The sequence below is a fragment of the Vibrio sp. KUL78 genome (assembly GCF_059725505.1).
This window is the reverse complement of record NZ_AP045838.1, coordinates 964,189-987,834: the sequence shown is the minus strand read 5'-3', so window position 1 is coordinate 987,834 and position 23,646 is coordinate 964,189. Positions and strand designations below refer to the sequence as shown.

Here is a 23,646-nt window from a genome sequence, read left to right as displayed (position 1 = left end):
CAGGAAGTGGTCATGGACAAGAAACTGGTATCTCTTTTAATTGCAGGAACACTAACATCAACGGCATGGGCTATGGCACCAAATACCGATCTGAACTTAATGCCTTATCCTCAAATGGTGGAATTGAAACAGGGCAATGTTGTTATCGATAAAGACTTCAGTATTTTTATCAAAGGGTACAATTCAGAGCGCGTTGACGCGACGGCAAAACGTTTTATCACTCGCCTTGAGCGTCAAACGGGTTTACCGACTCTGAATTGGCAGGCTGAAAGTGCGAGCGACGCGACCTTGGTCATCGACATTGATGATGCGCCTAAAGCCGCGGTTCAGGATATCAATGCTGATGAGTCATACACCTTGAATGCACAGAATGGGCAGATAGTTCTAAAAGCGAACCGTCCATACGGTGCGATCCGTGGTATCGAAACCATTCTTCAACTTGTCAAAACGGATGCCATCGGTTACTCGGTACCTGCAATTTATATTGAAGATGAACCTCGTTTCCGCTGGCGCGGTGTCTCTTATGATACCTCTCGTCACTTCATTGAGATGGAAGTGATCCTGCGTCAGTTGGATGCAATGGCGTCAGCGAAAATGAACGTGTTCCATTGGCATATCTGGGATGACCAAGGCATCCGCATTCAACTGGATAACTACACTAAGCTTTGGGAGAGAACCACGGATGGTGATTACTACACGAAAGATCAAATTCGCTATGTTGTTGACTATGCTCGTGAGTTAGGTATTCGTGTGGTTCCTGAGATCTCACTTCCTGGTCACGCTTCTGCAGTTGCTCATGCTTACCCTGAACTAATGTCTGGGATGGGGGAGCAAAGCTACCCAAAGCAGCGTGAATGGGGTGTATTTGAGCCGCTTATGGATCCAACAAATCCTGAGCTTTACACCATGTTGAGTAGTGTCTTTGATGAAGTGGTCGAACTCTTCCCTGATGAGTACTTCCACATCGGCGGTGACGAGCCAAACTATAAGCAATGGCAAGAGAACCCTAAAATCCAAGCGTTTATCAAAGAAAATAATCTCGATGGCGAGCGCGGCTTACAGTCTTATTTGAATGCGAAAGTAGAGAAGATGCTTGAAGAGCGCGGCAAGAAGATGACGGGCTGGGATGAGATCTGGCATAAAGATCTGCCAAAATCCATCGTGATTCAAAGCTGGCGTGGGCATGACAGCATTGGTCGTGCTGCGAAAGAAGGCTATCAAGGACTTCTCTCTACGGGCTATTACCTAGACCAACCTCAGCCGACGAGCTATCACTATCGCAATGACCCAATGCCTCATGGTATTACGGTCGATGATACGTTGCATGAAGGCGAGCGTTTCGTTAGCTATCAGTGGGAAAAACCGCGTACGAAAGGCGGTCCACGTAAAGGCTTGCTCACTATCATTCAAGCTAAAGATGGCAGCGTCAGAGCGTTTACCGACTACAACGGTAAGTCTCGTACTGAAGTCGAAATTCTTGAGTACACGCCAGGAGAGAGCTTCAAGGGGCACTTTGACAACTTTATGTCGTATACTGAGTTTAACCTGAAGCTGGCTGGTGACAAGCTTGCAGAAGGGAGCTATCAGCTTATTGGCAACGTTCGTTGGCCAACCACGGGTGAAATCGTGGCTTCTTCTGCGCAGCCAGGCTCGACTATACCTGAGCCAAGCGGTGGTTACCCAGCCGAACTAACTGAAGAAGAGCAGTCGCTCATTCTTGGTGGCGAAATCACCGTCTGGGCTGAAAACATTAACTCTCAAACTATGGAAAACCGTATTTGGCCGCGTAGCTATGCCATTGCTGAGCGATTTTGGTCTTCCGAAGAACTGACCGATGAAGCGAGCATGTATAAGCGCATGCGCGCTATCGATAGTTGGTCTGAGATCTCTCTGGGGATGCGCCATCACGCTGACTCTAGAGTTATGATGCAGCGTTTAGCGAATGGCGCCGATGTAACGCCATTACTGACACTTGCTCGCTATACTGAGCCTGCGCAGTACTACGCTCGCAACTGGGAGAAGTGGATTCAAACTGAAAATCACGGTGATCTTTATAATCAACATGAACGTTTGAATCGTTTCGCTGATGCACTGCCCGTTGAGAGCTATGCTGTTTATGAAATGCGAGATCTTGTAGAGCAGTTTGATAAAGGTGATAAGCAAGTGCTCTCTGCTTTAGAGCGTCACTATCAGACAGTTTTAAACGCTGCGATCGGTGCTGAACCTATCTTTGCTGCGAACGTCGCATCTGTTGATACTGTCGCTGTGACGAAAGCGACGAAGAAAATCGCGGAGTTAGGTCTAACTCTAGTCGTTAAAGCGCAAGCTAGAGAGGCTATCTCTAAAGCAGGTGCGAATGCATATCAAGCGATGATTAACGAGTCGGCGATCATCATAGACGAAACCATTGTTGCCATCGTTAAGCCAACTGAAATGTTGTTGGAAGCTCTCTCTGAGTAGATCATAACTAAATTACAGAGCTGATTAACCGAATGCCGAGTGTTGCGAGTAGCAATACTCGGTTTATTATGAATACTCTCGTTCGGTATAAGCTGATAACTACCGCTTATCAGCCTAATAACGACAAGTGAATTCCTTGCAACAGGTCAAATCGGTATTCTCTGCGGCATAGAAACAACCACTGCGAGATTACTGCTATGACTTTTACCAAAACTTCTCTTAAATCATTATTTGCTGTTACGACACTAGCTTTGCTAGCTGGCTGTTCGTCACCTGCTTTCGATAAGGACAACGAGAACGCAGCACGTAATCGAGGCGCAGCTGGAGGCGCACTATTAGGTGCAACGATGGGCGTTCTAACGGGTGAACCTGATCTGGCGGTCAAAGGAGCCGTTGCCGGAGGTGTTGCTGGAGGTGTTGCCGGGTCGATGAAAGATCTAGAAGACTCTCGTGAAACTGGTCGTACGGAAACTCTGGCGGACGGTATTAAACAGGATAACCGCAGCGATGCTGAAAAGCGTGCAGATGAGCTTGAGGCTGAAATTCGTATCCGTGAGTTAGAGCAAAAGCTAGCAGAAATGGAAAAAGCGCAAGAATCTCAACCTGGTCAGCAAGGGTAATAACTCGCTAGTCTGTTTTAAACGCCAAGACTAAATAACGCGCAAAGAAAAGGCCGATTGACAAGTCAATCGGCCGAAAACAGTGTGAACAAATCGGTTCACTAACAACGTCAGTTGGCTAGGTGACTTCAAAAAAGAAGTCATAGTTTATAAAGCATGATGTATGCCAACTTTTTCAAAGTCTATTCTCCCTCTTTTTTGTGCTCCAAAACACACATCAAGCCCCACCAGTTCCAGTTTGCAAATGCATTACGCAATTAGTTTGCGAAATGCGAATTATATAATTATCAACAGAGTGTGATTTCATATAAATTTACGATAAGAATATGATGCTTTTGTGGCAAGTCAGGGTAATTTTGGCTAATTTTAAGTCTGTAGTTCCGTTTGAATTCCGTGACTGAGCTATTCATAGGGACGCCCCGAGAATCATGCCAAGGAAAAAGAGCACATGCAGCCAGCGCCAATCCCGTTTGACGATGACTACCGTCTCAAAGTCGTTAAACAGTTAAATATTTTAGAAAAACCTGAAGAGCGTTTTGATAGAGTCACTCGACTGGCAAAGCGAATGTTCGATGTAGACATTGCACTTTTGAGCATAGTTGAGCAAGACAAACAATGGTTTAAATCTAATGTAGGCCTCAACGCTCGAGAAACGGGGCGAGGAGAATCTTTTTGCGGACATGCAATATTAGGCGATGAACCTTTTATTATTCCCGATGCATCTATTGACGTTAGGTTTAGCGACAACCCTTTGGTAATAGGTGAACCTAATATACGTTTCTATGCGGGTGTCCCGCTCAAGATAGACAACGGGGTGAAGATAGGGACGTTATGTATCATCGATAACAAACCTAGGCACTTAAGTGACCAGCAAGTTCAAGACTTAATCGATCTGGCAAAACTTGCGGAATCAGAGCTTGTCGCGAATCTAAACTCGACCATAGACGAGCTGACACAGATTTCAAACCGACGGGGCTATAATGCACTTGCCAGCAAAGTCATTCAAAAGTGTCGTTTTGCCGCAGAACCTTGCACAATCGCTCTATTTGACTTGGATAGCTTTAAACGCATCAATGATACGTTTGGTCATTCAGTTGGTGATGATGCGTTACGCCAGTTCGCAAAGTTGCTGAAATCCAACTTCAGGGATTCGGACGTTATTGCTAGAGTCGGTGGAGATGAATTTGTTGTAGTGATGTCAGGGACAACAGGTAACGATTCTAAATTCCCGATCACGCGATTCAAAGATAGGGTAGATACTTTCAATGAAAAGCATAGTGCTGTTTACTCACTTGGTTATTGCGTCGGTGTCGTCTGTTGTACGCCTCTTGACACTGTCGACCATGAAGAGTTGATAGAGCTTGCCAGTAAGGCGATGTATTTAAACAAAAGCACTACCTATTGAGTCTTTAAGTAGCTGTGGAGCGCGGTTAGAGACGGATAATGCAAATCTGCGCCATAGTTTGCTGAAAGCTCTGAAGAGTTGGATATATAACAGCTTAAACAACCAGCGTTTTGTGCAGTGAGTACATCGTATTGATGGTCTCCAACGTACAAAACGTTTCCTTTCTCTAAGCTCCATTCCTCCATTAAATGAAACAGTGCTGTAGGATCTGGCTTCGCTGGAAAATCTTCCCTTGTGATGAGCGTCTCGACAATAAGGGCGTGCTCTTTCAGTTTGGTTTCAGCGGCTTCACGGCAGTTTCGGGTAATGATACCAAAACGCATATCTTGAGCTAGCAGCCAATCGAGCAATGCCTGCGCCCCGCTCATTAGGCTACTCGACTTAGCATCATTGATCTCGTGCTCTAAAATGACGCCGTTTCTAATCTTGCGTTGATTGTCACACTTGGTTTCAGCAACATGGGTAAGCAAGTCCTTACCAGTTGGACAGTCGATCTCTCGCCTCAGCAGTTCAAAATCGATATTTGATGATACTAGGGTGTTGTCCAAGTCAAATACAACGGCTTTGATAGTCAAGTGCATGTCCTTTCGCTAGTGTACATCTCTACTTAGATATATTAGACGACTTTGGCGCAGCCTTGTCGGTCTGCTGTGCGTTTTTGTCTAGTATTCTTGTCGCTTCATGAATGTTGACTTCTACGAGGTTTATCAGAGATTGGACTTCTTCCAAAGCAGGTAACTTGTCGAGTTTTAAAGTGGTCTGAAGTTGTTCTACTTTGTCGACCACGCGATGCAGAGCAATAGCGCGACACTGCTGCGAAATGATTTTAAGGGTTTCACTAAGCAATTTTGTATCTTTTGCTGAGTAATTGGAAATGATTCGATTCAAGTGCACTTCGCCAACTTGCTTAAAGTTGGCTACTAGCGCATAAGTGATTGGGTTTCCATTTTGAACCGAATCCATACTTAGTTCGGCTTCTGTTGCAGTTGGTAGATCAGACTTCGTAAAATCATGTCTAATTAGCTCGACGACACTGGAGTTGGCATCTGTTTTAGGAGGCATAACTAAGAGGTGTCGATAGCGTTGAAGTGCATCAATAAAACTCTCTTTTTGCAGTGGTTTAGTTAAAATATGATTAGCGCCCGCGGCAACAAAGTTATCGTGCGCTTCTTTGAAAACATCTGCAGTACAACCAAAAATTACGGTCTCTGATTTGAGCTCTTCTCGGATGACTCGCGTTGCTTCTATACCATCCATTACTGGCATATGATTGTCCATAATGATGAGGTCATATGAGTTTTCCCTAACTTTATCAACGGCAATTTGGCCGTTCTCGGCAACCTCCACATCATGTCCTTGTTTTTTACAAAATGTTTTAGCGACTAATGCGTTAACTTTATTGTCTTCAACTAACAGAATCTTCAGGGACTGCGCTAGCGCTTGGTCATCGAGCGAGACATTGGCTTTTGCTTCTGCCTGCACGGGTTCAGCGTGCTCTAGCTTGAATGAGACAGTGAAAGTACTCCCTTTGCCTACGGTGCTGGTTACGGTTGCGTCGCCTCCCATGATTTTCGCGAGCTTTTTAACGATTGCGAGACCAAGACCCGTTCCACCAAACTTTCTTGTCGTTGATGCTTCTGCCTGAGTAAATGGGTCAAATATGCTTTTCAATCTTTCTTCTGGAATACCAACGCCACTATCTTCGACAGAGATGGTGAGCTGTTCTGTACTATCGGCTTTTGTTTCACCCGAGAGTGTTACTCTAATATGACCAGAGGCGGTGAATTTGACTGCATTGCCCAGCAAGTTAAATATGACTTGTCGAATTCGAGATTTGTCGCCTCGGTAGCTCTTACCTTTTTCTAGATGACTATCTAGTTCAAACTCTATGCCTTTTTCCCTACAGATTGAGGAATAGGTGCTGACGATAGGTGAACAGAGTTCTTCTACGGCGAAGTCGATAGATTCAAGTTCAAGCTTGCCTTCTTCTATTTTGGAGATATCGAGTATGTCATTGAGCAGTGACAGCAGGTGATTACCTGACTCAAGCAAGATATGCAGTTGCTGCTTGTGCTGCTTTTGCGTGACCGAGGATTCGAGAATTTGAGCCATACCAAGGATGCCATTTAGTGGCGTCCGTAGTTCGTGGCTCATTGTAGCGAGAAAAGTAGATTTAGCGCGGTTAGAGGCATCCGCATTCTCGACCGCGAGTCTCAAGTCACTTTCAAGACGTTTCCTGTCACTGCTGTCTCTCTCAACGGCTATGAATTGTTCGACTTGATTGCTCAGGTTTTTAATAGGGGTGATTGCAATATCTATCCAATAAGGGGTGCCGTTTTTGTGGTAGTTGATGAGTTCTGATTGAACCGCATTACCCTCTCTTAAGCTCGCAGATATGCGTTGAACTTCCTCTTTCGATGTCTCTTCTCCCTGAAGGAAACTGCCCGGCTTTTGGCCCATGACTTCATCTAGCTCAAACCCAGATAAACGCTCGAATGCTGGATTTGCCCATGAGATATAACCTGACTTATCTGTGATGATGATAGCGTCACTTGCGTGTTCGACCACTAATGCCAGGTGCGAGCGCTCTTTTTCTTTGGTAAACAGTTCACGATTGAGTTTGGCTTCTCTGTACTGTTGTATCCATTGACGCCAGTAAATATAGCCTGCGAGAAATAGGAACAGTAAGACGCTAGAGATAATGACATTTCTTTGTTGATTAGAGGAGCGGTCTAGCCAATAAGTATTCACATCATTAAGTAGAGTGTGTATTTCACTGTTTAATAGTGCCTGCTTTTCTTGGTCGATCTCTGTGCCAACGCGGTTATTGAGCTTGATATAGCTGTCTATTGTCATAACCACGTTATACGTTTTAATATCAGAGGGCAGATCTTGCCGGCTGATGCGGTTATCAAAGTATTGGTAGATGCGGAGCTTGTTTTGATCTGAAAGCGTAGTGGACAGAAGCTCCTTCTTTAGCTCTCGAAGCGTATTTGTCGAGTATTCAAAGGATACATTCGCACTAAGAAGCCTCTCTAGACGTTGAGTAAATCCAAGAATCTCATTTTTAATGTGTCGACCGAACAGTACAGCTTCATTGGGAATTGGGCTGAGCCAGTCGATGTAACTCTTTTGGTTGAGCGTTAGGTTTTCGTAGAGATGATTGGCTTTAAGCTCAATATCCACCAGTTCATTTGAGAAGCTGTCATAGGTTTTATGACTGTTATACTCAAAAGAGTATATGTCTTCGAGAGAACGAGTAATGTTGTGTGATAGGCCTAGGTAAGATTTTTGGTATGCATCACTAACTCGGCTGTTGGCCACACTAATGATCAACCAAATAGCGGATAGTACAATGGCAAGCTGGTAGAGCGCCTCGACGCGCCTTCTGGATAATATCCTATGTGTCATGGTAGAAGCTCCTCAAGAACGGGAGGCGGCGGCGCGGTAAGAGCATTGAGAAACGCAGTGAGCTCGAGGATCGTTGTCGCATCGAGATCGCGCCCGAGTTGCACTCTAGCCATGGTAACTATGGCCGATTCTAAGGTTTGAGCTCTGCCGTCGTGAAAATAGGGGGCGGTATTGGCGACGTTTCTCAGGCTGGGAACTCGAAATACGCCTTTGTCTGACTCAATTCCAGTGACGTTGTAACGACCAAGGTCTTTCTCTTGCTCGCCAGTGCTGTTTACGTTGCCAAATTTTTGAAACAGGTTACCACCTACATTGGTACCTTGATGACAAATGACACATCCGAGATCTTGGAACTTTTTCCAGCCGTTCTGCGCTGCTGCAGGCAATGCGCTTTTGTTTCCATCCAAATAAAGGTCGAATGGCGCAGCGGGTGTGTCTAGCGCCACCATAAAGGATTTGAGGGACGCTTTTATATTTGCTTCGTTGATCTTGCCTTCAAAGTGTTTCGCGAACTTATCTTTGTAGTCCGATACTGACGACACATAGTCGCTAATCTTTTGCCAGTTGGTATTCATTTCAAGCGGGTTGTGTACCGGACCATCCATCTGTGATTCCAGGCTTGATGCACGACCATCCCAGAAAAAACGTGAATTGTGGGCGATGTTAAATACTGTAGGAGAATTCCTTACCCCTTTGCCCTTCACGCCTTTAGAGACCTTAATATCTTCCGCACCGTTGGTAAAAATGTGATGGCACGACTCACAGCTTACGCGTCCATTAGAGGAAAGGTTAGGGTCAAGAAATAGCTGCATACCTAACTTGGCAATAGCGAGTTCATTAGGCGTTAACTGCACAGGAGGAATGGGGGAAACAAGTGCCATAGCGCTTTGATATACAGAGCGACTCTGACCTTTTATTGTTGACGAAGTATGGGCGTTCGGTGACGTAAAAGTGAGAATAAGGTACATCGCAAGCACCAGTATTACACCTAAAGAAATTATCCACCTTATAATGACGATGTTCATAAAATGTTTCATGTATATGGAATTCATGTAGCAGTATGGGATACTTATTCACCATTTCAATAAAAGGTAAAAAAACGCAAAAAATAGTGAACTCGTCGGCATTTCGTGGTCTTAGAGGAAGTTTCTACGTGCCACATTGCTTAATTAGTGGCTAATGCGTTTTATAAAGTTATGTTTTTGTGTAGCGTTTGTTGCTTTTTGCTACGCTTAATGTAACTTGTGAAATGGCGTGTATTCGATCTCGTTAGCCAAATATTGTGTTGGTTTTTATAAATTTTTATTGGGTGGTTGTTATGAAAACTCATTTACGTGCTCTTACTCTGGCAGCAGCGATTGGCGTTGCTTTGACTGGTTGTAGCCCAGAGCCAGAAAAAACAGTCGAAGCGCCTGTAATTAGGCCAGTTAAAACTGTCGTTATCGGTTTAGAAAACCAAAGTATGATCCGCGAATTTCCAGCGCGTGTGCTCGCTTCGGATCGTGCAGATATGGCTTTCCGTGTCGCTGGCAAAGTAAACAGTATTCCTGTGAAAGAAGGGGATAACGTTAAGAAAGGGACAGTGCTCGCCACATTGGACGATACAAACTTCAAACTTGCCGTTCGTGATACTCGAGCGACGTTGCAAAGAACTCAAGCTGACTTCAAACGTGCACAAGAGTTGATCAAAGATAACTTCATCTCTCAGAAAGACTTTGAGCAGTTGCGTGCTAACTTAACGCGAGCAAAAGCGGCTTACGATAAAGCCAACACTGAGCTTAGCTACACCAAACTTTTAGCACCCTTTGACGGATTCGTCGCTCAGCGTGATATTCAAAACTTCGAAAACGTTGAAGCGAAACAAGTGGTGTTTACATTCCAGAACCTAAACACCCTTGAACTGAAGTTCAATGTTCCTGAGAAACTTGTGCGTCAGATTCGCGATGAGCAAGCAGAAGATCCTGTTGAGATTCCGGTTTTTGCTTATTTCGATGTCGCTCGTGAAAAACCATACCCAGTAACAGTCACTGAAGTATCTTCAAAAGCAGATTCAGATACTCAGACGTTCGAAGTAACGGTTTCTATGGAAGCGCCAACAGACCAGAATATTCTTCCAGGTATGACGGGTTACGTGACAGCTGATTTCTCTAAATTGCAAGAAACCTCAGGTTCAATTCAGGTACCAGCAACAGCCGTGGTTAGCGACAACGCGCACAACGCGACTGTTTGGATCGTACAAGAAGATAATACTGTTGCACCGAAGTCAGTTGAGGTGTCAACCATGTCTGGGGATCGCATCACAATTCTTTCTGGCCTAGAGATGGGCGAGCGCATTGTAACGGTTGGTGTGCCATTCCTTATTGAAGGCATGGAAGTCAGCTTGATGCCAGAGATTGATCAAGCGCAATAAACCACTGTGACTCAGCAAGAAGAGAAGTTATATGAATTTAGGTGAGTATTCAGTTAAGAATAAAGTCAACAGTTGGCTGTTGGTCCTGTTGATGACCATTGGCGGTATCTTAGCCTATTTTGAGATGGGTAAACTGGAGGATCCAGCATTTACTATCAAAGAAGCCAAGATTATTACCACTTATCCAGGCGCTTCGCCTCAGGAAGTGTACGATGAGGTAACTTATCACATCGAAGATGCGGTTCGTTTGCTTGGTCAAGTTAAGCGCATCAAGCGCTCAGTGACTCGTGAAGGTCTCTCGGACATTACCATCGAATTTAAAGATGAGTATACCTCTGCCGAAATGCCGGGTATTTATGACGAACTTCGTCGTAAGATCGCTGATAACAAGCATAAACTGCCACCGGGCGCTGGCGAGCCACAAATCGTTGATGATTTCGCTGATGTATATGGCGGTTTCTTGGCGCTTAACGGCGAAGGGTATACCTATCGAGAGCTAAAAGATGTTGCTGACAATCTTAAGAAGCAGCTTGTTCTCGTCCCTGGCGTGCGAAAAGTCTCAATTGATGGTGACCAAAAAGAAGTGGTTTACGTGCAGATGTCTCGCACGAAAATGGCTGAACTTGGCATAGATATGGCCACGATTGAAAATCTGCTTCAGTCTCAGAATCTAGTGTCTGATTCAGGTCGATTCCGTGTTGGTCCAGAGTATATTCGTATCGAGCCAACGGGCTCGTTCAAGCATGTGAGTGAAATTGAAGACCTGCTTATCTCGAGCAACGACAAGAAACTTATTCGCCTTGGTGATATCGCTAACGTTACACGCGAGTACGACGACCAACCAAGTAAACTTATCTACTTTAACGGTAAGCCGTCATTGACCGTTGGTATTTCAATGCTAAGCGGACGTAACGTAGTAGAAGTAGGCGCATTGATCGAAGATAAGCTAGCGAGCTTGGAAAACCAGATCCCACTAGGGATGAATCTGGATATCATCTACAACCAGCCTCAAGAAGTAGACCAATCGGTAGCAGGGTTCGTGACCAATACGGTTGAAGCTCTGATTATCGTAGTTGTCGTGCTTCTCGCCTTTATGGGACTTCGTGTCGGTCTTATTATCGGTGCGGTACTGATGATCACCGTTGCAGGTACTTTAGCGTTGATGCATCTATATGGCATTGAACTGCAACGTATCTCGCTTGGTGCATTGATCATTGCTCTCGGGATGCTGGTGGATAACGCCATCGTTGTCGCCGAAGGTATGATGATACGGATCAAGCGTGGTATGCCTGCCATGAAAGCGGCCGGTGAAGTGGTTGGTGCGAATGGTTGGGCGCTACTCGGCGGTACTGCGGTTGGTATCCTTGCGTTCGCGGCGATTGGTATGTCGCAGAGTAACACAGGTGAGTTCACTCGTTCTCTATTCTACGTAATCCTCATTTCGCTGTCTTTAAGTTGGGTAACGGCGGTATCTACAACACCACTGTTGTGTGCGCTGCTACTCAAGAAAGATGATAAGAAAGAAGGGGAAGAGGAAAAAGATCCTTACGCTGGTGCTGGTTTTGTTATCTACAAAGGCATTCTTAAGTTCGCACTCAAGCAGCGTGTGCTAACTATAGGCGTCATCCTTGCGATGTTTGTGTCTGCCGTTTGGGGCTTTGGTTTCGTTAAGAATGCCTTCTTCCCGAATGCGAATACGCCGATGTTCTTCGTAGATATCTGGGAAGTTGAAGGAACGGACATTCATCAAACCCGCGATGATACTCTTAAAGTCGCTGAGTTTGTTCGTGGACAAGAAGGTGTTGAATGGACAGCGACCTTTATTGGTGGCGGTGCATCTCGTTTCTCGCTGGTATATACACCACAAGACTCAACTAAAGCTTATGGTCAGATCATTGTTCGTACCGAAAACCGTGAGATGATCGCGGATCTTCAAACGAAAATTGATCAGTTCATGACGGACAACATTGAAAGTATCGAGCCGAAGATTAAGAGTCTTCGTATCGGTCCTGGACGTGACTCTAAGATCGAAGCTCGCTTTGCAGGTCCGGATCCTGAAGTTCTGCGTGACTTATCGTCTCAGGCTGAAGCGATTATGCATGCGGATCCTGGCGCGAAAGAAGTACGTAATGACTGGCGTCAACCAGTTAAGCTCATCAAGCCTATCTTTAACGAGCAGGTAGCACGCCAGTTAGGTGTGACTAGAACTGAGCTTACTGCGTCACTGCGTGCGGCTAGTGAGGGTACTCAAGTCGGTATCTATCGCGATGGTGTGCGTTTGTTGCCAATCTACTTCCGAGCGGATGCAAGTGAGCGTCAAGACGTATCTCAGTTGATGGATGCCCAAGTATACAGTCCTGTACTTGAACGCACGGTTCCAATCGCTCAGGTAGTTGTTGGTTTTGAGACGGTTTGGGAAGATGCCATGATTCGTGGTCGTGATCGACTAACAACCATCATTGCATCAGCTAACCCAACCGGTGAGCTAGCAGCACCGCTGTTCGAGCGATTGAAACCTCAAATTGAAGCGATCGAGCTACCGCCAGGCTACACGATGGACTGGGGTGGTGAGTATGAAGACTCTGCAGAAGCACAAGGCGCACTATTTAGCGCAATTCCTGTGTCATTCATCATGATGATCATTGTTGTCGTGTTGCTATTCGGTAAGGTTCGTCAGCCACTGATTATCTGGATCACGGTGCCACTTGCGATTATCGGTATCACAGCGGGTCTACTACTACTTGATGGCGCTTTCGACTTTATGGCGCTACTGGGTGCATTGAGTCTGATAGGTCTATTGATTAAAAATGCGATCGTACTCCTCGAAGAAATCGACATGCAGGCAGAAGAAAAGCCTATCTACGACGCGATTATTGATTCTTCGATCTCTCGTATGCGTCCGGTTATGCTGGCGGCATGTACGACGATTTTGGGTATGATTCCGCTGTTAGGTGATGTGTTCTTCGTAAACATGTCTATTACGGTGATGTTTGGTCTTGGCTTCGCGACCGTTCTGACACTGGTGTTTATCCCAGTTATGTACGCGATTCTGTTCAAGGCTAAGAACCCAGCCTAAGAGCAAACTCGTAATTAAATAAGAGAAACCCAGGAGCAATCCTGGGTTTTCTGTTTTTGGTGTTTAAGAGTCGCTAAATGGCGTCGAGGCGTTACATAGCCTTAACGCCAGTTTTCTCTTCTAAGAAGCCAGTGAATGCCATCCAAGACTTCTTGTCTGCATCTTCACGGTAGCGATCTGAGCCAAATACGGTGAACGCATGCGGTGCACCGCTATAGGTAATCATCTCATGTTTAACGCCGCTCTCTTCGAGCTCAACCGCTAAGCCTGCAAACTGGGACATCGGGATTGCTGAATCAGCCGTGCCGTGTAAAACCATGATTGGTGCCTTAGTTTGTGCATAGTTTTGGCCTTCTGGCGTTTTCAAACCGCCGTGGAAGGTCACAAAGCCTCTTGCGTTCATACCTGCGCGTGCTGACTCTAACGCTGCTGCACCGCCGAAGCAGTAGCCCATGACAACCGTATTGTCGAGGTTGCCACCTAGCTTACCAGCTTCCGCTAATCCTGCCGCCATCAAGGCTTGGAGTTTATCGCGGTTTTTATAGAGCTCGCCAGTATGCTGCCTTTTGTCTTCAACTTTTGTTGGGCGGACATCTTGCCCAAATAGATCCACAGCAAACACGTTGTAACCCATTTCGTTGAGCATTTCTGCACGCTTTTCTTCATATTCGGTCAAACCGTCCCAATCATGTACTAAGAGTACGAGCGGAGCGGTATTGCTCACTTTAGCCCAGTAACCTTCATACGGTTCGCCATCTACGTTGTAGATAACATGTTCGCCCGCTAATGCGACAGGCGCCATTAATGCTGCACAGACGGTAAGTCCTTTGAGTGTTGTTTTCATTGTTTTCCCTTTTGTCTGACATTTGTCATCAAAAGCTTAGTACGTCTTGAAATGCTTTATGGATGAATTTGCGAGAAATTTTTCTATTTAATTTATCGATTTTTTCTCAATGGCTTAGGTGGTGTTTGAGATATTCAATTAAATGATTGGACTGGCGGCCAAGCGTTAGCGCTTCAAACCATTCAGTGTATACTGGTTAATGAACTGTATACATGGATGTTGTTAATGTTAAATCACCTTATTAGTCAATGCTTAAGGCGTGCTTCTTTCCTCTCTTTATTAGGACTTTTGAGCGTACCTTCATGGTCTGCTATCGCGGCAGAATATAAAGACCATGTTGATGATAAAAAATCCAAAGTAGATAGCACTAGTAAAACCAATGAGGAGAAACAAGGGTTTATCGCCTTACCCATTCCAATGTCAAACCCAACGCTGGGTACAGGTGTGCAGTTAGTTGGGCTCTATATGCATGCTAAAGAGCCTGGCTCAAAAGCTCATAATGACACATCCGGCATTATCGGCATGTATACCTCTACCGAGAGTTGGCTAGTTGGTGCCTTTCATGACGGGGCATTAAAAGACGACTCAGTGAGATACACCGGTGGGGTTTTCCATGGTGATCTGAAACTCAAGTACTATGGGGACGGTAACGATCCTATATTTGCAGGTAATCCACTCAAGTACGACATGAAGATGAGTGGCGTGATGTTACGAGCCCTGTTTCAAGTCTTTGATTCCCATTGGTATATAGGTCCCCAATACAACTATATGCAAACCGACATTAACTTTCGTGAATTGAATGAGTTTTGGCCTGAAGAAGAACGGGTAAAATCTGGCGGTCTTGGTGCCGTCATACACTACGATACTCGTGACGATAACTATTACCCAACTGAAGGTTGGTATACCCAGTTTAGCTATATGGATTACGGACAAAATTGGGGTGGGGATGGTAACTACAATATAGGCAAGCTATCGACAAGCAACTACTGGAGTGTGAGAAATGACTTAGTCATTGCTTCTCAATTAACCGGAATGACCAGTGGAGGTGATGTACCGTTTTATGAGAAACCGACACTTCAAATGCGAGGCTTTAACCATGGTCGCTATAGAAATGACAATATTGTGCAAGTGCAGTTCGAGGGGCGTTGGACGTTTTTGGAGCGATTTGGTCTAGTTGGTTTTGTTGGGTTTGGTAAGACCGCCGAAGCGGAGCAAGATATCTTAAGCCAGAGTACTGTCGTGACCAAAGGCGTTGGTCTTAGGTGGCAACCCGTCGAGCAAAAGAAAATGAACATCCGACTTGATGTAGCTCGAGGACCAGAGGAAAGCACACTTCACTTATCAGTGGGTGAAGCATTCTAGAGGTTGCGTAAAGGGGGCACAAGCCCCCTTTAGTTTGAGTGCTAAACGGTCATTGGTACCAAGACTAAAGTACCAAGAATCACGGTAATCAAACCCGCTATCACAGGTACAGACGTACGTTTTACAACCTCAAAAGGCGAGATCTGTGCCATACCTGATGTTGCAACAATAACACCTGAAACCGGTGAAATGGTTCGACCCAAGTTCGAAGCTTGAAGCATCGGGATGATAAGAAACGCTGGGTTAAGTCCCATTTTTGCTGCCAATGACGGCGCAAGCTCTACAAATGCATAGAACGGCGCGTTACCTGAGCCCGTTGCGATGGCTGCGGCAACAGTTAGGCCCGTCAAGATAAGCATAAGCGCGATACCGCCAGCCCCAGCTTTGTCCGCCAGGTGCAGTAGGTTATCGATAGCGCCAATAGACATCAGACCTTGCGCAAATACACCCGCCGCGACCAATAGCATGACAACGCCTTTGAATGCGTCTGCCATACCTTGGTAACAAGACTCGAGATCTTCCAATGTTTGTTTGCCGTTGAAGCGTTTGGTCACGAAATCAACAAGCGCGCCCAGGAAAATAGAACCGACCACAATAGTATAGATGTCGAGAGTTAACCCCGGGATTGTACGGCCGTTGAAAAGAAAGACACCGATAATTGGTAGGAAAGGCAGCACACAGTAAAAAGCTGGCGCGTTTACTTCCATCTCAGAGACATCAACGCGCTCCATTGGCGTATTGTCTTTCTTGTCTAGGTATTTGTTCCAGAAAAAGGCAGCGACTGCCATAACAATAATGGCGCAAATAGAAACCGGTAAAACGGTTTGTACAGCAAACACATCCAGAGCCAAGCCAGACTTTTCAGCGGCAATCACAACATCGCCAGAAGTTGGCGATAGGATAATCGCTGCAGGAGATGCACAGACCGCGACAGCTGCCGGACGAGAAATCCCCATAGCGGTCATCATAGGAAAGAGTGTCGCCATTAGGAGTACACCTAAACCTGTTGCTGAACTCACAGCAAGAGACATCAAACAAGCTACTATGTATGCCGCAACCAGCAGTACGTATGGAGAGGTGATGAATGACAGAGGCTTTGAGAATTGTTTAACGACAACGTTATTCGCGCCGATGTGCGTCATGTAAGAGGCAAAGCCACACAGCAACATGATTTGCATGCCCAAGCCGCCACCGCGGTATTGAAGCATGTATTTCACGTATTCCAGTGCATCGGTGACCATATTCCCGGTCGACGTAATCTTTGCAGGCAGTACAGTGTGCCCCAAAATACCGGTGAGTAGCAGCAGGAAAATCCCCGCTGTTAGCAACACGCCAGCGGGCTTATAGCCTTTAACAATAAAATAGCCCACGGTGATGGTGACGACTAGGCCGATCATCAGTTCTAACATAAATCTCCCCTGATACTGTTAAAAAGTTCGTCTATTTATTTCTAAATGTGTCAGGAACTGTACAGATAAATGTTTTGTAGCACGAGTGCAGTACGGCATATTGATGATCTAGGACAAACAATATTTTCATATGAGAAAATGGTGTGTATAACTGGTTAAATGATATATTTCCAGTTGTTAATATTGTTATTGTTTTAAGGCTTGAATATTTTAACTGGCTCACATGTGGGCTTGAGTGGGGTTGAGCTCTACTTTTTATGGTTTGAGGTGGTTGGCGGCCAAAGTGGATATTTAATTGCTTTTATTTTCTTGTAGCACTGACTCAAAATTGAGAAGTGCGTTGTTTAGGCTAACAATAGTTGCAATTTGCCCATCAGCGAACACAATATAGAAATATACCCAATACGCGCGCAACCTATGTATCACTCTTCTATAAATCTGCTTGATATTCGTGCTTTTGTTCTTGTGGCAAACATGGGCAACTTTACTAAGGCTGCTGAGGCTCTTGGTGTTTCTCGTTCCCACGTTTCTCGTCAAATTCAGTCACTTGAAAAACAAATGGGCGTCAGTTTAATCATTCGCACCACACGTTCGATGAAGCTCACAGATGCTGGATTGAGCTTTTTGTCGTCCTGCGATCAAGCTTTGCATACGATAGATAAAGCAGTACATACCGCAGTCGATGATACTGAGACGATTCGCGGCAATATCAAGATAAATTGTGTTGGAGGCTACTTAGGAGAAGAAGTGGTCGCTGTTGCTGTCGCTCAGTTTCTAAATGCGTATCCTGATGTCACTATAGAATTAGATTTTTCCAGCCATCGTGTTGATTTACTGGAAGAAGAGTTTGATCTCGCCATTCGTATGGGCGATCTTGCCGATGCGAGCTATGTAGCCAGACGTTTGACGACTATCGAGATGCAAACCCTAGCAAGTCCAGTATACCTAGCGAACAACCCAGCACTGACACATCCAAAACAGCTAAGAGAACATAAATGTATTACAGGGTCGGTGAAAAAGTGGCATTTTGAGCATATTCACACCGCTGAATCTATCGAAGTACCTATTGAAAGCGCTCTGAGCTGTAAGAATGGTCGGGTATTGGTAAATGCAGCAAAACAAGGTGTGGGGTTAATTAGAGTTCCAGCCGTGTACTGTGAAGAAGAGATTCGACAAGGTGTACTTGTGCCAGTGTTTGAGGATTGGCGTATACGAGATGTACCACTTTCACTTATCTATCATAAAGATAGGTTTCAGCCTAATCGGATCCGAGCCTGTGTGAACCATCTTATCGAAGCCTTTAAAGAGACATAGAACCAAGCTTCTTGCATAAGAGCTACTCTAAGGTGTGTTATTGATTATAAAAGACTATTGTCTGATAATTGAAAGTGTTAACTTCACTATTGGTCCATACTTTCTGCATGCAAGCACACGCTAAAAAATACACCTTAATTCTGCTTAAATCCGTGCTTCTGTCGGTTTTACTCTATGGAGTGGGCGTTTACCATAGCAAAGATAAGCTTATCAATAATGAGGAAGCTCAGTTCCGCTTGCTGACAAAATCTATTCAGGACTATAAATCGACACTGTATCTCATAGGCGTTTTGTTTGAAGCTCAAGTAGAGGCCAATAAAGGGAAAACGATCGACGTAGAGGAGTTCAAGCGTGGTCAAATATATTATTACCACTACGATCGGACGTTAACGCACAATGAAAAAGTCGTAGGTGCGACAGCTGAGAAAATGTTTAACAGTATGCCTGCGATAACCAATGACAATTCTCACGCACTGTATTACCGATCTTACGAGGGCAAAAAAACTACTCTCTTCCAAAGACTTCGCCATGTCGCCCCAAGAGGTGAAAGAGGCATTCTCCAAGAAGGCGTGTGTCGCGATTCGAAATTGTGCATTCTATATGCCTGCCGAAGACCTAGCCAATCGACTTATCGCGTCTGATATCTACCTTGATACGATTACGAAGCAGCAAACCATTACGTTGTCGACGCCTGTTTATGACGGACAAGTGATGGTTGGTGATGTGAATGTTGATATTTATCTAAGCTATTTCCCTTTCCTCAACAACAAGGACTTTATCTCAACGCGAACGAATGAGAAAAGGCAAGTTATCATAGAAAATCTTCGTTACCCATTCTATGAATCGGCCTTCTCCGTGCAGTTTGATATAGATGACAACCTCGAGTTTGTTTATCGAATTCCCTATAGCAAGTTGATCATTGATACAAGCTGGTGGCTTATTTGCCTCACCTTGGTGGTGTTTTACATCTTGCTTAAGCTCGAAGAGCTAAGAGTAAAGCGTGAAAAGCTCGAATTGGCAGAAATAGCGATCAGCAAAGATGAGCTTACAGGCTTGTATAATCGAGCCATCCTTAAAGATAGCGCCCTCAAATATGCAATAGAGAAACAAGGGCTCTCTGTGATAGTGATCGATGGTGATGGACTTAAACCGATAAACGATACACATGGTCATCATGCTGGGGATCAAGCGATAGTTCATATCGCCAATAGAATGGTAATGAACTTCAGAGAGAGTGACTACTTAGTAAGAAGTGGAGGCGATGAGTTTTTAGTGCTATTGCCTGGGTGTACGGGCAAGACAGCAGAGATACTTGCAGAACGGTTCGCTAACGATATTCAAAATCACTCTTTTGGCGATATGGCATTAACTATCAGCATCAGCTTTGGAGTAACAGAGGTGCTGCGGGGAGAATCGTTAGATGCTGCCATCAAAAGAGCAGATAACTTGTTGTACCGAGATAAACGGAGAAAAGCGCGGTTACTGTTAAAGTCGGAGTCCAAAAATGCATAAAGAACGTGACTATAACTTATTAAAAGTACTAGTTCTTATTTATGAGTACCGCAGTCTAACTATTGCTGCGGCTCAACTGGGCAAGACGGAAAGTGCCGTAAGTAAGCACTTAGCAAAATTGCGTGAGCAACTGGGTGATCCTCTATTTGTTCGCCGTAGCGATGGTCTAGAGCCGACACATTACCTAGAGCGAGTCATGCCTGGTATTCAGCGCGGTTTGCGTTCAGTAGAGACTGCGCTCAAACAAGGTCCCATTTTCGATGAGTTAAGTTACGATCAACCAATAACAGTAGCATTGGACAACATGTCGATTGAGCGGTTTGGAAGCGAAATTCTATTGGCGCTTAAATCGGTTTTTCAAAGCTCGATGATTCACATTACGACATGGCGCCGTGACACCTATCAATCGATCCTCGATGGCAGTGTGCAAATAGGGGTTCAGATGTTCAATGAGGACTGTTCAAAATCCCTTTATCAAAACTCGATCTTAAACATTGAAATGGGCGCTATCGTTGGTGCCTAGAGTACTATTCATCAATGGCAAGATGTATTTGATTATCCTTGTATTCACTTTGAGATTCGCGGTTGGAATGAGACCAATCATCGTTTGATTAGACAGATGGCTGAGTACGATCTTGTTTTTGATTATCAAACCAAAATGGACAGTCTCTCATTGGCGTTAAAGATGGTTACTCAAGAGAATACTTCTGTGGTGTTAGCAAAGCACTTGATGACGGATGAAAGTGAGTTCAGGTATGTGCCTTTCCCTGAGCATATGCAAAATTATGCTCCGCTTGTTACCTGTATCAAGCAGAGCAATAGGCAAAATCCGTTGCATCAAAAACTTCACACGATTATCAAGCAAGCCGTGCTCGATGCTATTGCTTAATATTTGGGCTTCCTTGCCCGAATAGAAAAACCAAAACTATAACTAGACCATCGCGACTGGCGCTTCAACCATAGGTGCCAAGTTAGCAATAGGTGCGTCAGGCTGTGTTTGGACAACATCTTGAGTATGCAATAACTCTACAATTGAGTTCGCTTCGTACTTGTCGAGAATACGTGACTTATAAGTACTGATGGTTTTCGCACTCAATGATAGAAACTCAGAGATCTGTTTATTGGTGTAACCTTTTTTGAGGTAGTTAAACACCACAGTTTCACGTTGTGATAACACAATATTGCGGCTGCGTTGCTTGTAATCTGTTTTAAACAGATTGTAGCCACGCATGACTCCCGCGATCGCATCGCGAATGAGCGCAGTATCTTCTGACTTACTAATATAGCCGTTAGCGCCGAGTTTATAAGCGGTTTCGGAATATACCGGGTAGCCGTAACTAGACACGAATATGGCTTTTCCCTTATAGCCAGCAGCGTAGGCACGACGCATAAGCTCAAACCCGTCAGCCTCTGCTAGGTTCACATCTAGAATGATCAGTTCGATATTACCCGTTTTAACCAGACTCAGAGCAGTCTGAATGCTGGCAGTTTGGTGCACTAAGTTCATGTCATCGATACTGGTGACAATCTTAGCGATAGACTCCCTAACGATTGGGTAGTTATCAACGATGAGACAATCTTTGCTGTTTGGATAGAGCATTAACTTAACCTTGCAAAACAAGTGAATAACAAAAAAATGAGCGACTAGAAGGGCGCATCCACATTGCTTGTAAGCGTCATATCACTGACTCAATTAATTCAAGGCTCAAATTATCTGTGCCCGAAGTATAGGAAACATTCGGTTGAAAGTGTGGAAAGACGGAAATTCCAAAATGGAATAGTGTCAGAATCCTCTTTTGGGTATTAAAGATCAGAATGTTGGTTGACGACAATTCCAGTTTTCTATCGTGATGAGTTGAAAGATTGATTGACAGAATTAGGTCCAGAGCTATCAAGATACGCGTTGGGGTGGGAACTGTTTTTGAAATATAACCACAAAAAAGTGTGATTTGAGTCTTGTTTTTTTCTTAGTTAGGTATAAAATTACACCCAGATGAAAGTTAATTACATTTTAATCGGGAAACAATCATGAGTTATGAACTAGGTTCTGCGTATATTGGTCAACTAGCAGCAAAGAAAATGATCGATGACATGATGTATGGAAAGCCGACGCCAAAGAAAAAGTCGTTCGTTAAACGAATGATGAAGAAACTGGCAAAGTAATGGATTCAAAAAAAGCCCGCAATTAACATTGCGGGCTTTTTGTTTGTATCTTCAAAGCGTTAAGAAGCAGTCTTCTCGCCAAAATCGACAACATTGTCTGGTGTTTGAGCGTGGCTGCGATCCTTCAACCACTTCTCTAAGTTGTCCGCACCACCAATATATTCCCCTTCCAACCAGATCTGCGGCACTGTCACTGGCGTCTTCAAGCCAATATGTGCTTTCACCTCAGGAATCATACGATACAGAGCGGCACTGTCTTTAACGACATCGGAATAGGTGTATGGGATACCTGCTTCATCAAGCATCTTCTTGGCTTTCACGCAATAAGGGCAGGTCGCCTTACCGTAGACAATGTTACCTTGTAAGGTATCGCGCTTGGTCCACTCCTGAATCACAGACTGCACGAGAACACCGCGGTTTAAGGCTTCTCCCTGACTGACGACTTTACCTTCAACCATCAGTATTGGAGCGTGCCATGATCCTGCTTTAAGAGGCTCCCACCAGTGAGACAGCCAATCTTTCACTTCAAGCTCAATAGGAATACCGTCCAGCTCGTTAGCAAAGGTATCCGTTAGGATGTCTTTTGTGAGCGTACATTCACCACACGGAATGTTGACCTTGAATGGTCCCCAACTGCCTGCCCAACGATATAGAGTGAGTTTGATTGGTTGTGCCATGTTATTCGCCTCTTAATTCATCCATTTATAGAGTAGAACCTTGGTTACGGGTTTTCATTTCATTCAGAGCAAAATATTTTTTACTTTGCTCGTTTAGACGTTTCCCAGTGGGTAATGAACGCGACAGAAGCAATAATGATTGCAGCACCCAACCATAGGCGTCCCGGTGGTGCCCAGCCAAATACAATCCATCCAGCGAGCACATTCATAGGCAGTTTGGCATGGTCAAATGGTTGTACGAATGAAGCATCAGCGACGGAGTAGGCTTTTACAATTGCCCACTGTGCCAACGCTGTGAGCGCACCTGCGCCTATTAAAAGCGTCCATACCCAAGCTGAGCTAGGCAAAGACCACTCAGGTACGGCTAGAAATAAGTTAAATGGCGTGATCAAAAGCAGTAGGTAGACCACCATGGTTGAAGGTGAATCTTCCGAAGACAAGTGTTTCACCATCAAAGAGTAGCACGCCCAAAAGAAAGCAGCACCGACTGGCAGCAAAGTTGCCCAGCTAAAATCATCTGCCCAAGGCTCGAGTATGATCATTGCTCCGACAAAGCCAAACAAAGTGGCTAGCCAGCGAGCAGGACCAACATTCTCTTTAAGCAATAGCCCTGAACCGAGGGTTGCAAATAAAGGTGATGTCATTAGCAAGGCGATTCCTTGCCAAATAGGCACGGGATAGGCGAGCGCCCACATCCATAGCTGAATACCAATGACAGAGAGAAAGACTCGAAAAAGGTGTTTAGAGAAATGTTGTGTCTTTAGTGAATGTCTTAACCCAAGCGAACTGAGGTAAGGCAGTATCACGACGAGCGCTATTGCGTACTGAATCAGTGCGACCATAGTAGACGGCATTTGATGATTAATACTGACCACTTGCGCAATGTTATTTACAAGAGCGAATGACGCCCCAGCCGATAGCATCCATACTGCTCCGCGAATAGGTTGGTGGTTTGAACTCATAGGTTGGCTTTAGATTGCATT

The 23,646-nt window shown here is 44.9% G+C and carries 19 protein-coding genes; 11 read left to right on the top strand and 8 right to left on the bottom strand.

What is annotated here, in order from left to right:
* Window positions 1–12 precede the first annotated feature (12 nt).
* The 3 genes from AC6I8Y_RS21030 (at window position 13) to AC6I8Y_RS21020 (ending at window position 4,485) form a co-directional block, all read left to right on the top strand.
* The gene (locus AC6I8Y_RS21030; RefSeq protein WP_498023009.1) at window positions 13–2,460 is read left to right on the top strand and encodes a family 20 glycosylhydrolase; all 2,448 of its coding nucleotides are present in this window, start codon (window positions 13–15) and stop codon (window positions 2,458–2,460) included.
* Window positions 2,461–2,657: 197 nt separating this feature from the next.
* On the top strand, window positions 2,658–3,080 hold the full coding sequence (locus AC6I8Y_RS21025; RefSeq protein ID WP_042469920.1) for a YMGG-like glycine zipper-containing protein: 423 nt from the start codon (window positions 2,658–2,660) through the stop codon (window positions 3,078–3,080).
* Between the two features lie 448 nt (window positions 3,081–3,528).
* On the top strand, window positions 3,529–4,485 hold the full coding sequence (locus tag AC6I8Y_RS21020; protein WP_498023008.1) for a sensor domain-containing diguanylate cyclase: 957 nt from the start codon (window positions 3,529–3,531) through the stop codon (window positions 4,483–4,485).
* Here the strand turns inward: AC6I8Y_RS21020 and AC6I8Y_RS21015 are convergent.
* Genes AC6I8Y_RS21015 through AC6I8Y_RS21005 form a run of 3 tightly spaced genes read right to left on the bottom strand, consistent with a single transcriptional unit; the run spans window position 4,479 to window position 8,777 of the window.
* On the bottom strand, window positions 4,479–5,066 hold the full coding sequence (locus tag AC6I8Y_RS21015; RefSeq protein ID WP_498023006.1) for an HAD family hydrolase: 588 nt from the start codon (window positions 5,064–5,066) through the stop codon (window positions 4,479–4,481). The genes AC6I8Y_RS21020 and AC6I8Y_RS21015 overlap by 7 nt on opposite strands.
* Before the next feature lie 22 nt (window positions 5,067–5,088).
* Window positions 5,089–7,896 carry a PAS domain-containing hybrid sensor histidine kinase/response regulator gene (locus AC6I8Y_RS21010; RefSeq protein WP_498023004.1) on the bottom strand — a complete coding sequence of 936 codons (2,808 nt, stop codon included), beginning with the start codon at window positions 7,894–7,896 and terminating at the stop codon, window positions 5,089–5,091.
* Entirely contained in the window at window positions 7,893–8,777 is an 885-nt protein-coding gene (locus AC6I8Y_RS21005) for a cytochrome-c peroxidase (RefSeq protein WP_394149244.1), read from the bottom strand. Before AC6I8Y_RS21005 ends, AC6I8Y_RS21010 begins: the two co-directional genes overlap by 4 nt.
* Window positions 8,778–9,214: 437 nt before the next feature.
* On the opposite strand from AC6I8Y_RS21005, the gene AC6I8Y_RS21000 reads away from it, so the two are divergent.
* Window positions 9,215–10,306: an efflux RND transporter periplasmic adaptor subunit gene (locus AC6I8Y_RS21000; RefSeq protein ID WP_498023003.1), complete on the top strand. Its 1,092-nt coding sequence runs from the start codon at window positions 9,215–9,217 to the stop codon at window positions 10,304–10,306.
* Window positions 10,307–10,337: 31 nt separating this feature from the next.
* Complete coding sequence (locus tag AC6I8Y_RS20995; protein ID WP_498023002.1) at window positions 10,338–13,382, top strand: efflux RND transporter permease subunit; 3,045 nt, start codon at window positions 10,338–10,340, stop codon at window positions 13,380–13,382.
* A gap of 91 nt (window positions 13,383–13,473) precedes the next feature.
* On the opposite strand, the gene AC6I8Y_RS20990 is transcribed toward AC6I8Y_RS20995, so the two are convergent.
* The gene (locus AC6I8Y_RS20990; protein ID WP_498023001.1) at window positions 13,474–14,226 is read right to left on the bottom strand and encodes a dienelactone hydrolase family protein; all 753 of its coding nucleotides are present in this window, start codon (window positions 14,224–14,226) and stop codon (window positions 13,474–13,476) included.
* A 225-nt stretch (window positions 14,227–14,451) separates the two neighbouring features.
* On the opposite strand from AC6I8Y_RS20990, the gene AC6I8Y_RS20985 reads away from it, so the two are divergent.
* Window positions 14,452–15,588 (top strand): BamA/TamA family outer membrane protein, encoded by a 1,137-nt coding sequence (locus tag AC6I8Y_RS20985; protein ID WP_498023000.1) that lies wholly within the window; start codon window positions 14,452–14,454, stop codon window positions 15,586–15,588.
* Window positions 15,589–15,629: 41 nt separating this feature from the next.
* Here AC6I8Y_RS20985 and dcuC read toward each other — a convergent pair whose 3' ends face one another.
* Window positions 15,630–16,997: an anaerobic C4-dicarboxylate transporter DcuC gene (gene dcuC / locus AC6I8Y_RS20980; RefSeq protein ID WP_234496342.1), complete on the bottom strand. Its 1,368-nt coding sequence runs from the start codon at window positions 16,995–16,997 to the stop codon at window positions 15,630–15,632.
* Window positions 16,998–17,414: 417 nt separating this feature from the next.
* Between dcuC and AC6I8Y_RS20975 the strand changes: the two genes are divergently transcribed.
* The 4 genes from AC6I8Y_RS20975 (at window position 17,415) to AC6I8Y_RS20960 (ending at window position 20,712) form a co-directional block, all read left to right on the top strand.
* Complete coding sequence (locus AC6I8Y_RS20975) at window positions 17,415–18,311, top strand: LysR family transcriptional regulator (protein ID WP_394149237.1); 897 nt, start codon at window positions 17,415–17,417, stop codon at window positions 18,309–18,311.
* A 528-nt stretch (window positions 18,312–18,839) separates the two neighbouring features.
* Window positions 18,840–19,823, top strand: coding sequence for a GGDEF domain-containing protein (locus tag AC6I8Y_RS20970; RefSeq protein WP_498022999.1), 984 nt, complete (start codon window positions 18,840–18,842; stop codon window positions 19,821–19,823).
* Complete coding sequence (locus AC6I8Y_RS20965; protein ID WP_498022998.1) at window positions 19,816–20,346, top strand: LysR family transcriptional regulator; 531 nt, start codon at window positions 19,816–19,818, stop codon at window positions 20,344–20,346. Before AC6I8Y_RS20970 ends, AC6I8Y_RS20965 begins: the two co-directional genes overlap by 8 nt.
* A 96-nt stretch (window positions 20,347–20,442) precedes the next feature.
* Window positions 20,443–20,712 (top strand): hypothetical protein, encoded by a 270-nt coding sequence (locus AC6I8Y_RS20960; protein WP_498022997.1) that lies wholly within the window; start codon window positions 20,443–20,445, stop codon window positions 20,710–20,712.
* Between the two features lie 42 nt (window positions 20,713–20,754).
* Here AC6I8Y_RS20960 and AC6I8Y_RS20955 read toward each other — a convergent pair whose 3' ends face one another.
* The gene (locus AC6I8Y_RS20955; RefSeq protein ID WP_394149232.1) at window positions 20,755–21,423 is read right to left on the bottom strand and encodes a response regulator; all 669 of its coding nucleotides are present in this window, start codon (window positions 21,421–21,423) and stop codon (window positions 20,755–20,757) included.
* Between the two features lie 428 nt (window positions 21,424–21,851).
* Between AC6I8Y_RS20955 and AC6I8Y_RS20950 the strand changes: the two genes are divergently transcribed.
* Window positions 21,852–21,986 (top strand): hypothetical protein, encoded by a 135-nt coding sequence (locus AC6I8Y_RS20950; RefSeq protein WP_128649903.1) that lies wholly within the window; start codon window positions 21,852–21,854, stop codon window positions 21,984–21,986.
* Between the two features lie 59 nt (window positions 21,987–22,045).
* Here AC6I8Y_RS20950 and AC6I8Y_RS20945 read toward each other — a convergent pair whose 3' ends face one another.
* On the bottom strand, window positions 22,046–22,663 hold the full coding sequence (locus tag AC6I8Y_RS20945) for a glutaredoxin family protein (RefSeq protein WP_498022996.1): 618 nt from the start codon (window positions 22,661–22,663) through the stop codon (window positions 22,046–22,048).
* Window positions 22,664–22,743: 80 nt separating this feature from the next.
* Window positions 22,744–23,625: a DMT family transporter gene (locus tag AC6I8Y_RS20940; protein WP_498022995.1), complete on the bottom strand. Its 882-nt coding sequence runs from the start codon at window positions 23,623–23,625 to the stop codon at window positions 22,744–22,746.
* Between the last annotated feature and the right edge of the window lie 21 nt (window positions 23,626–23,646).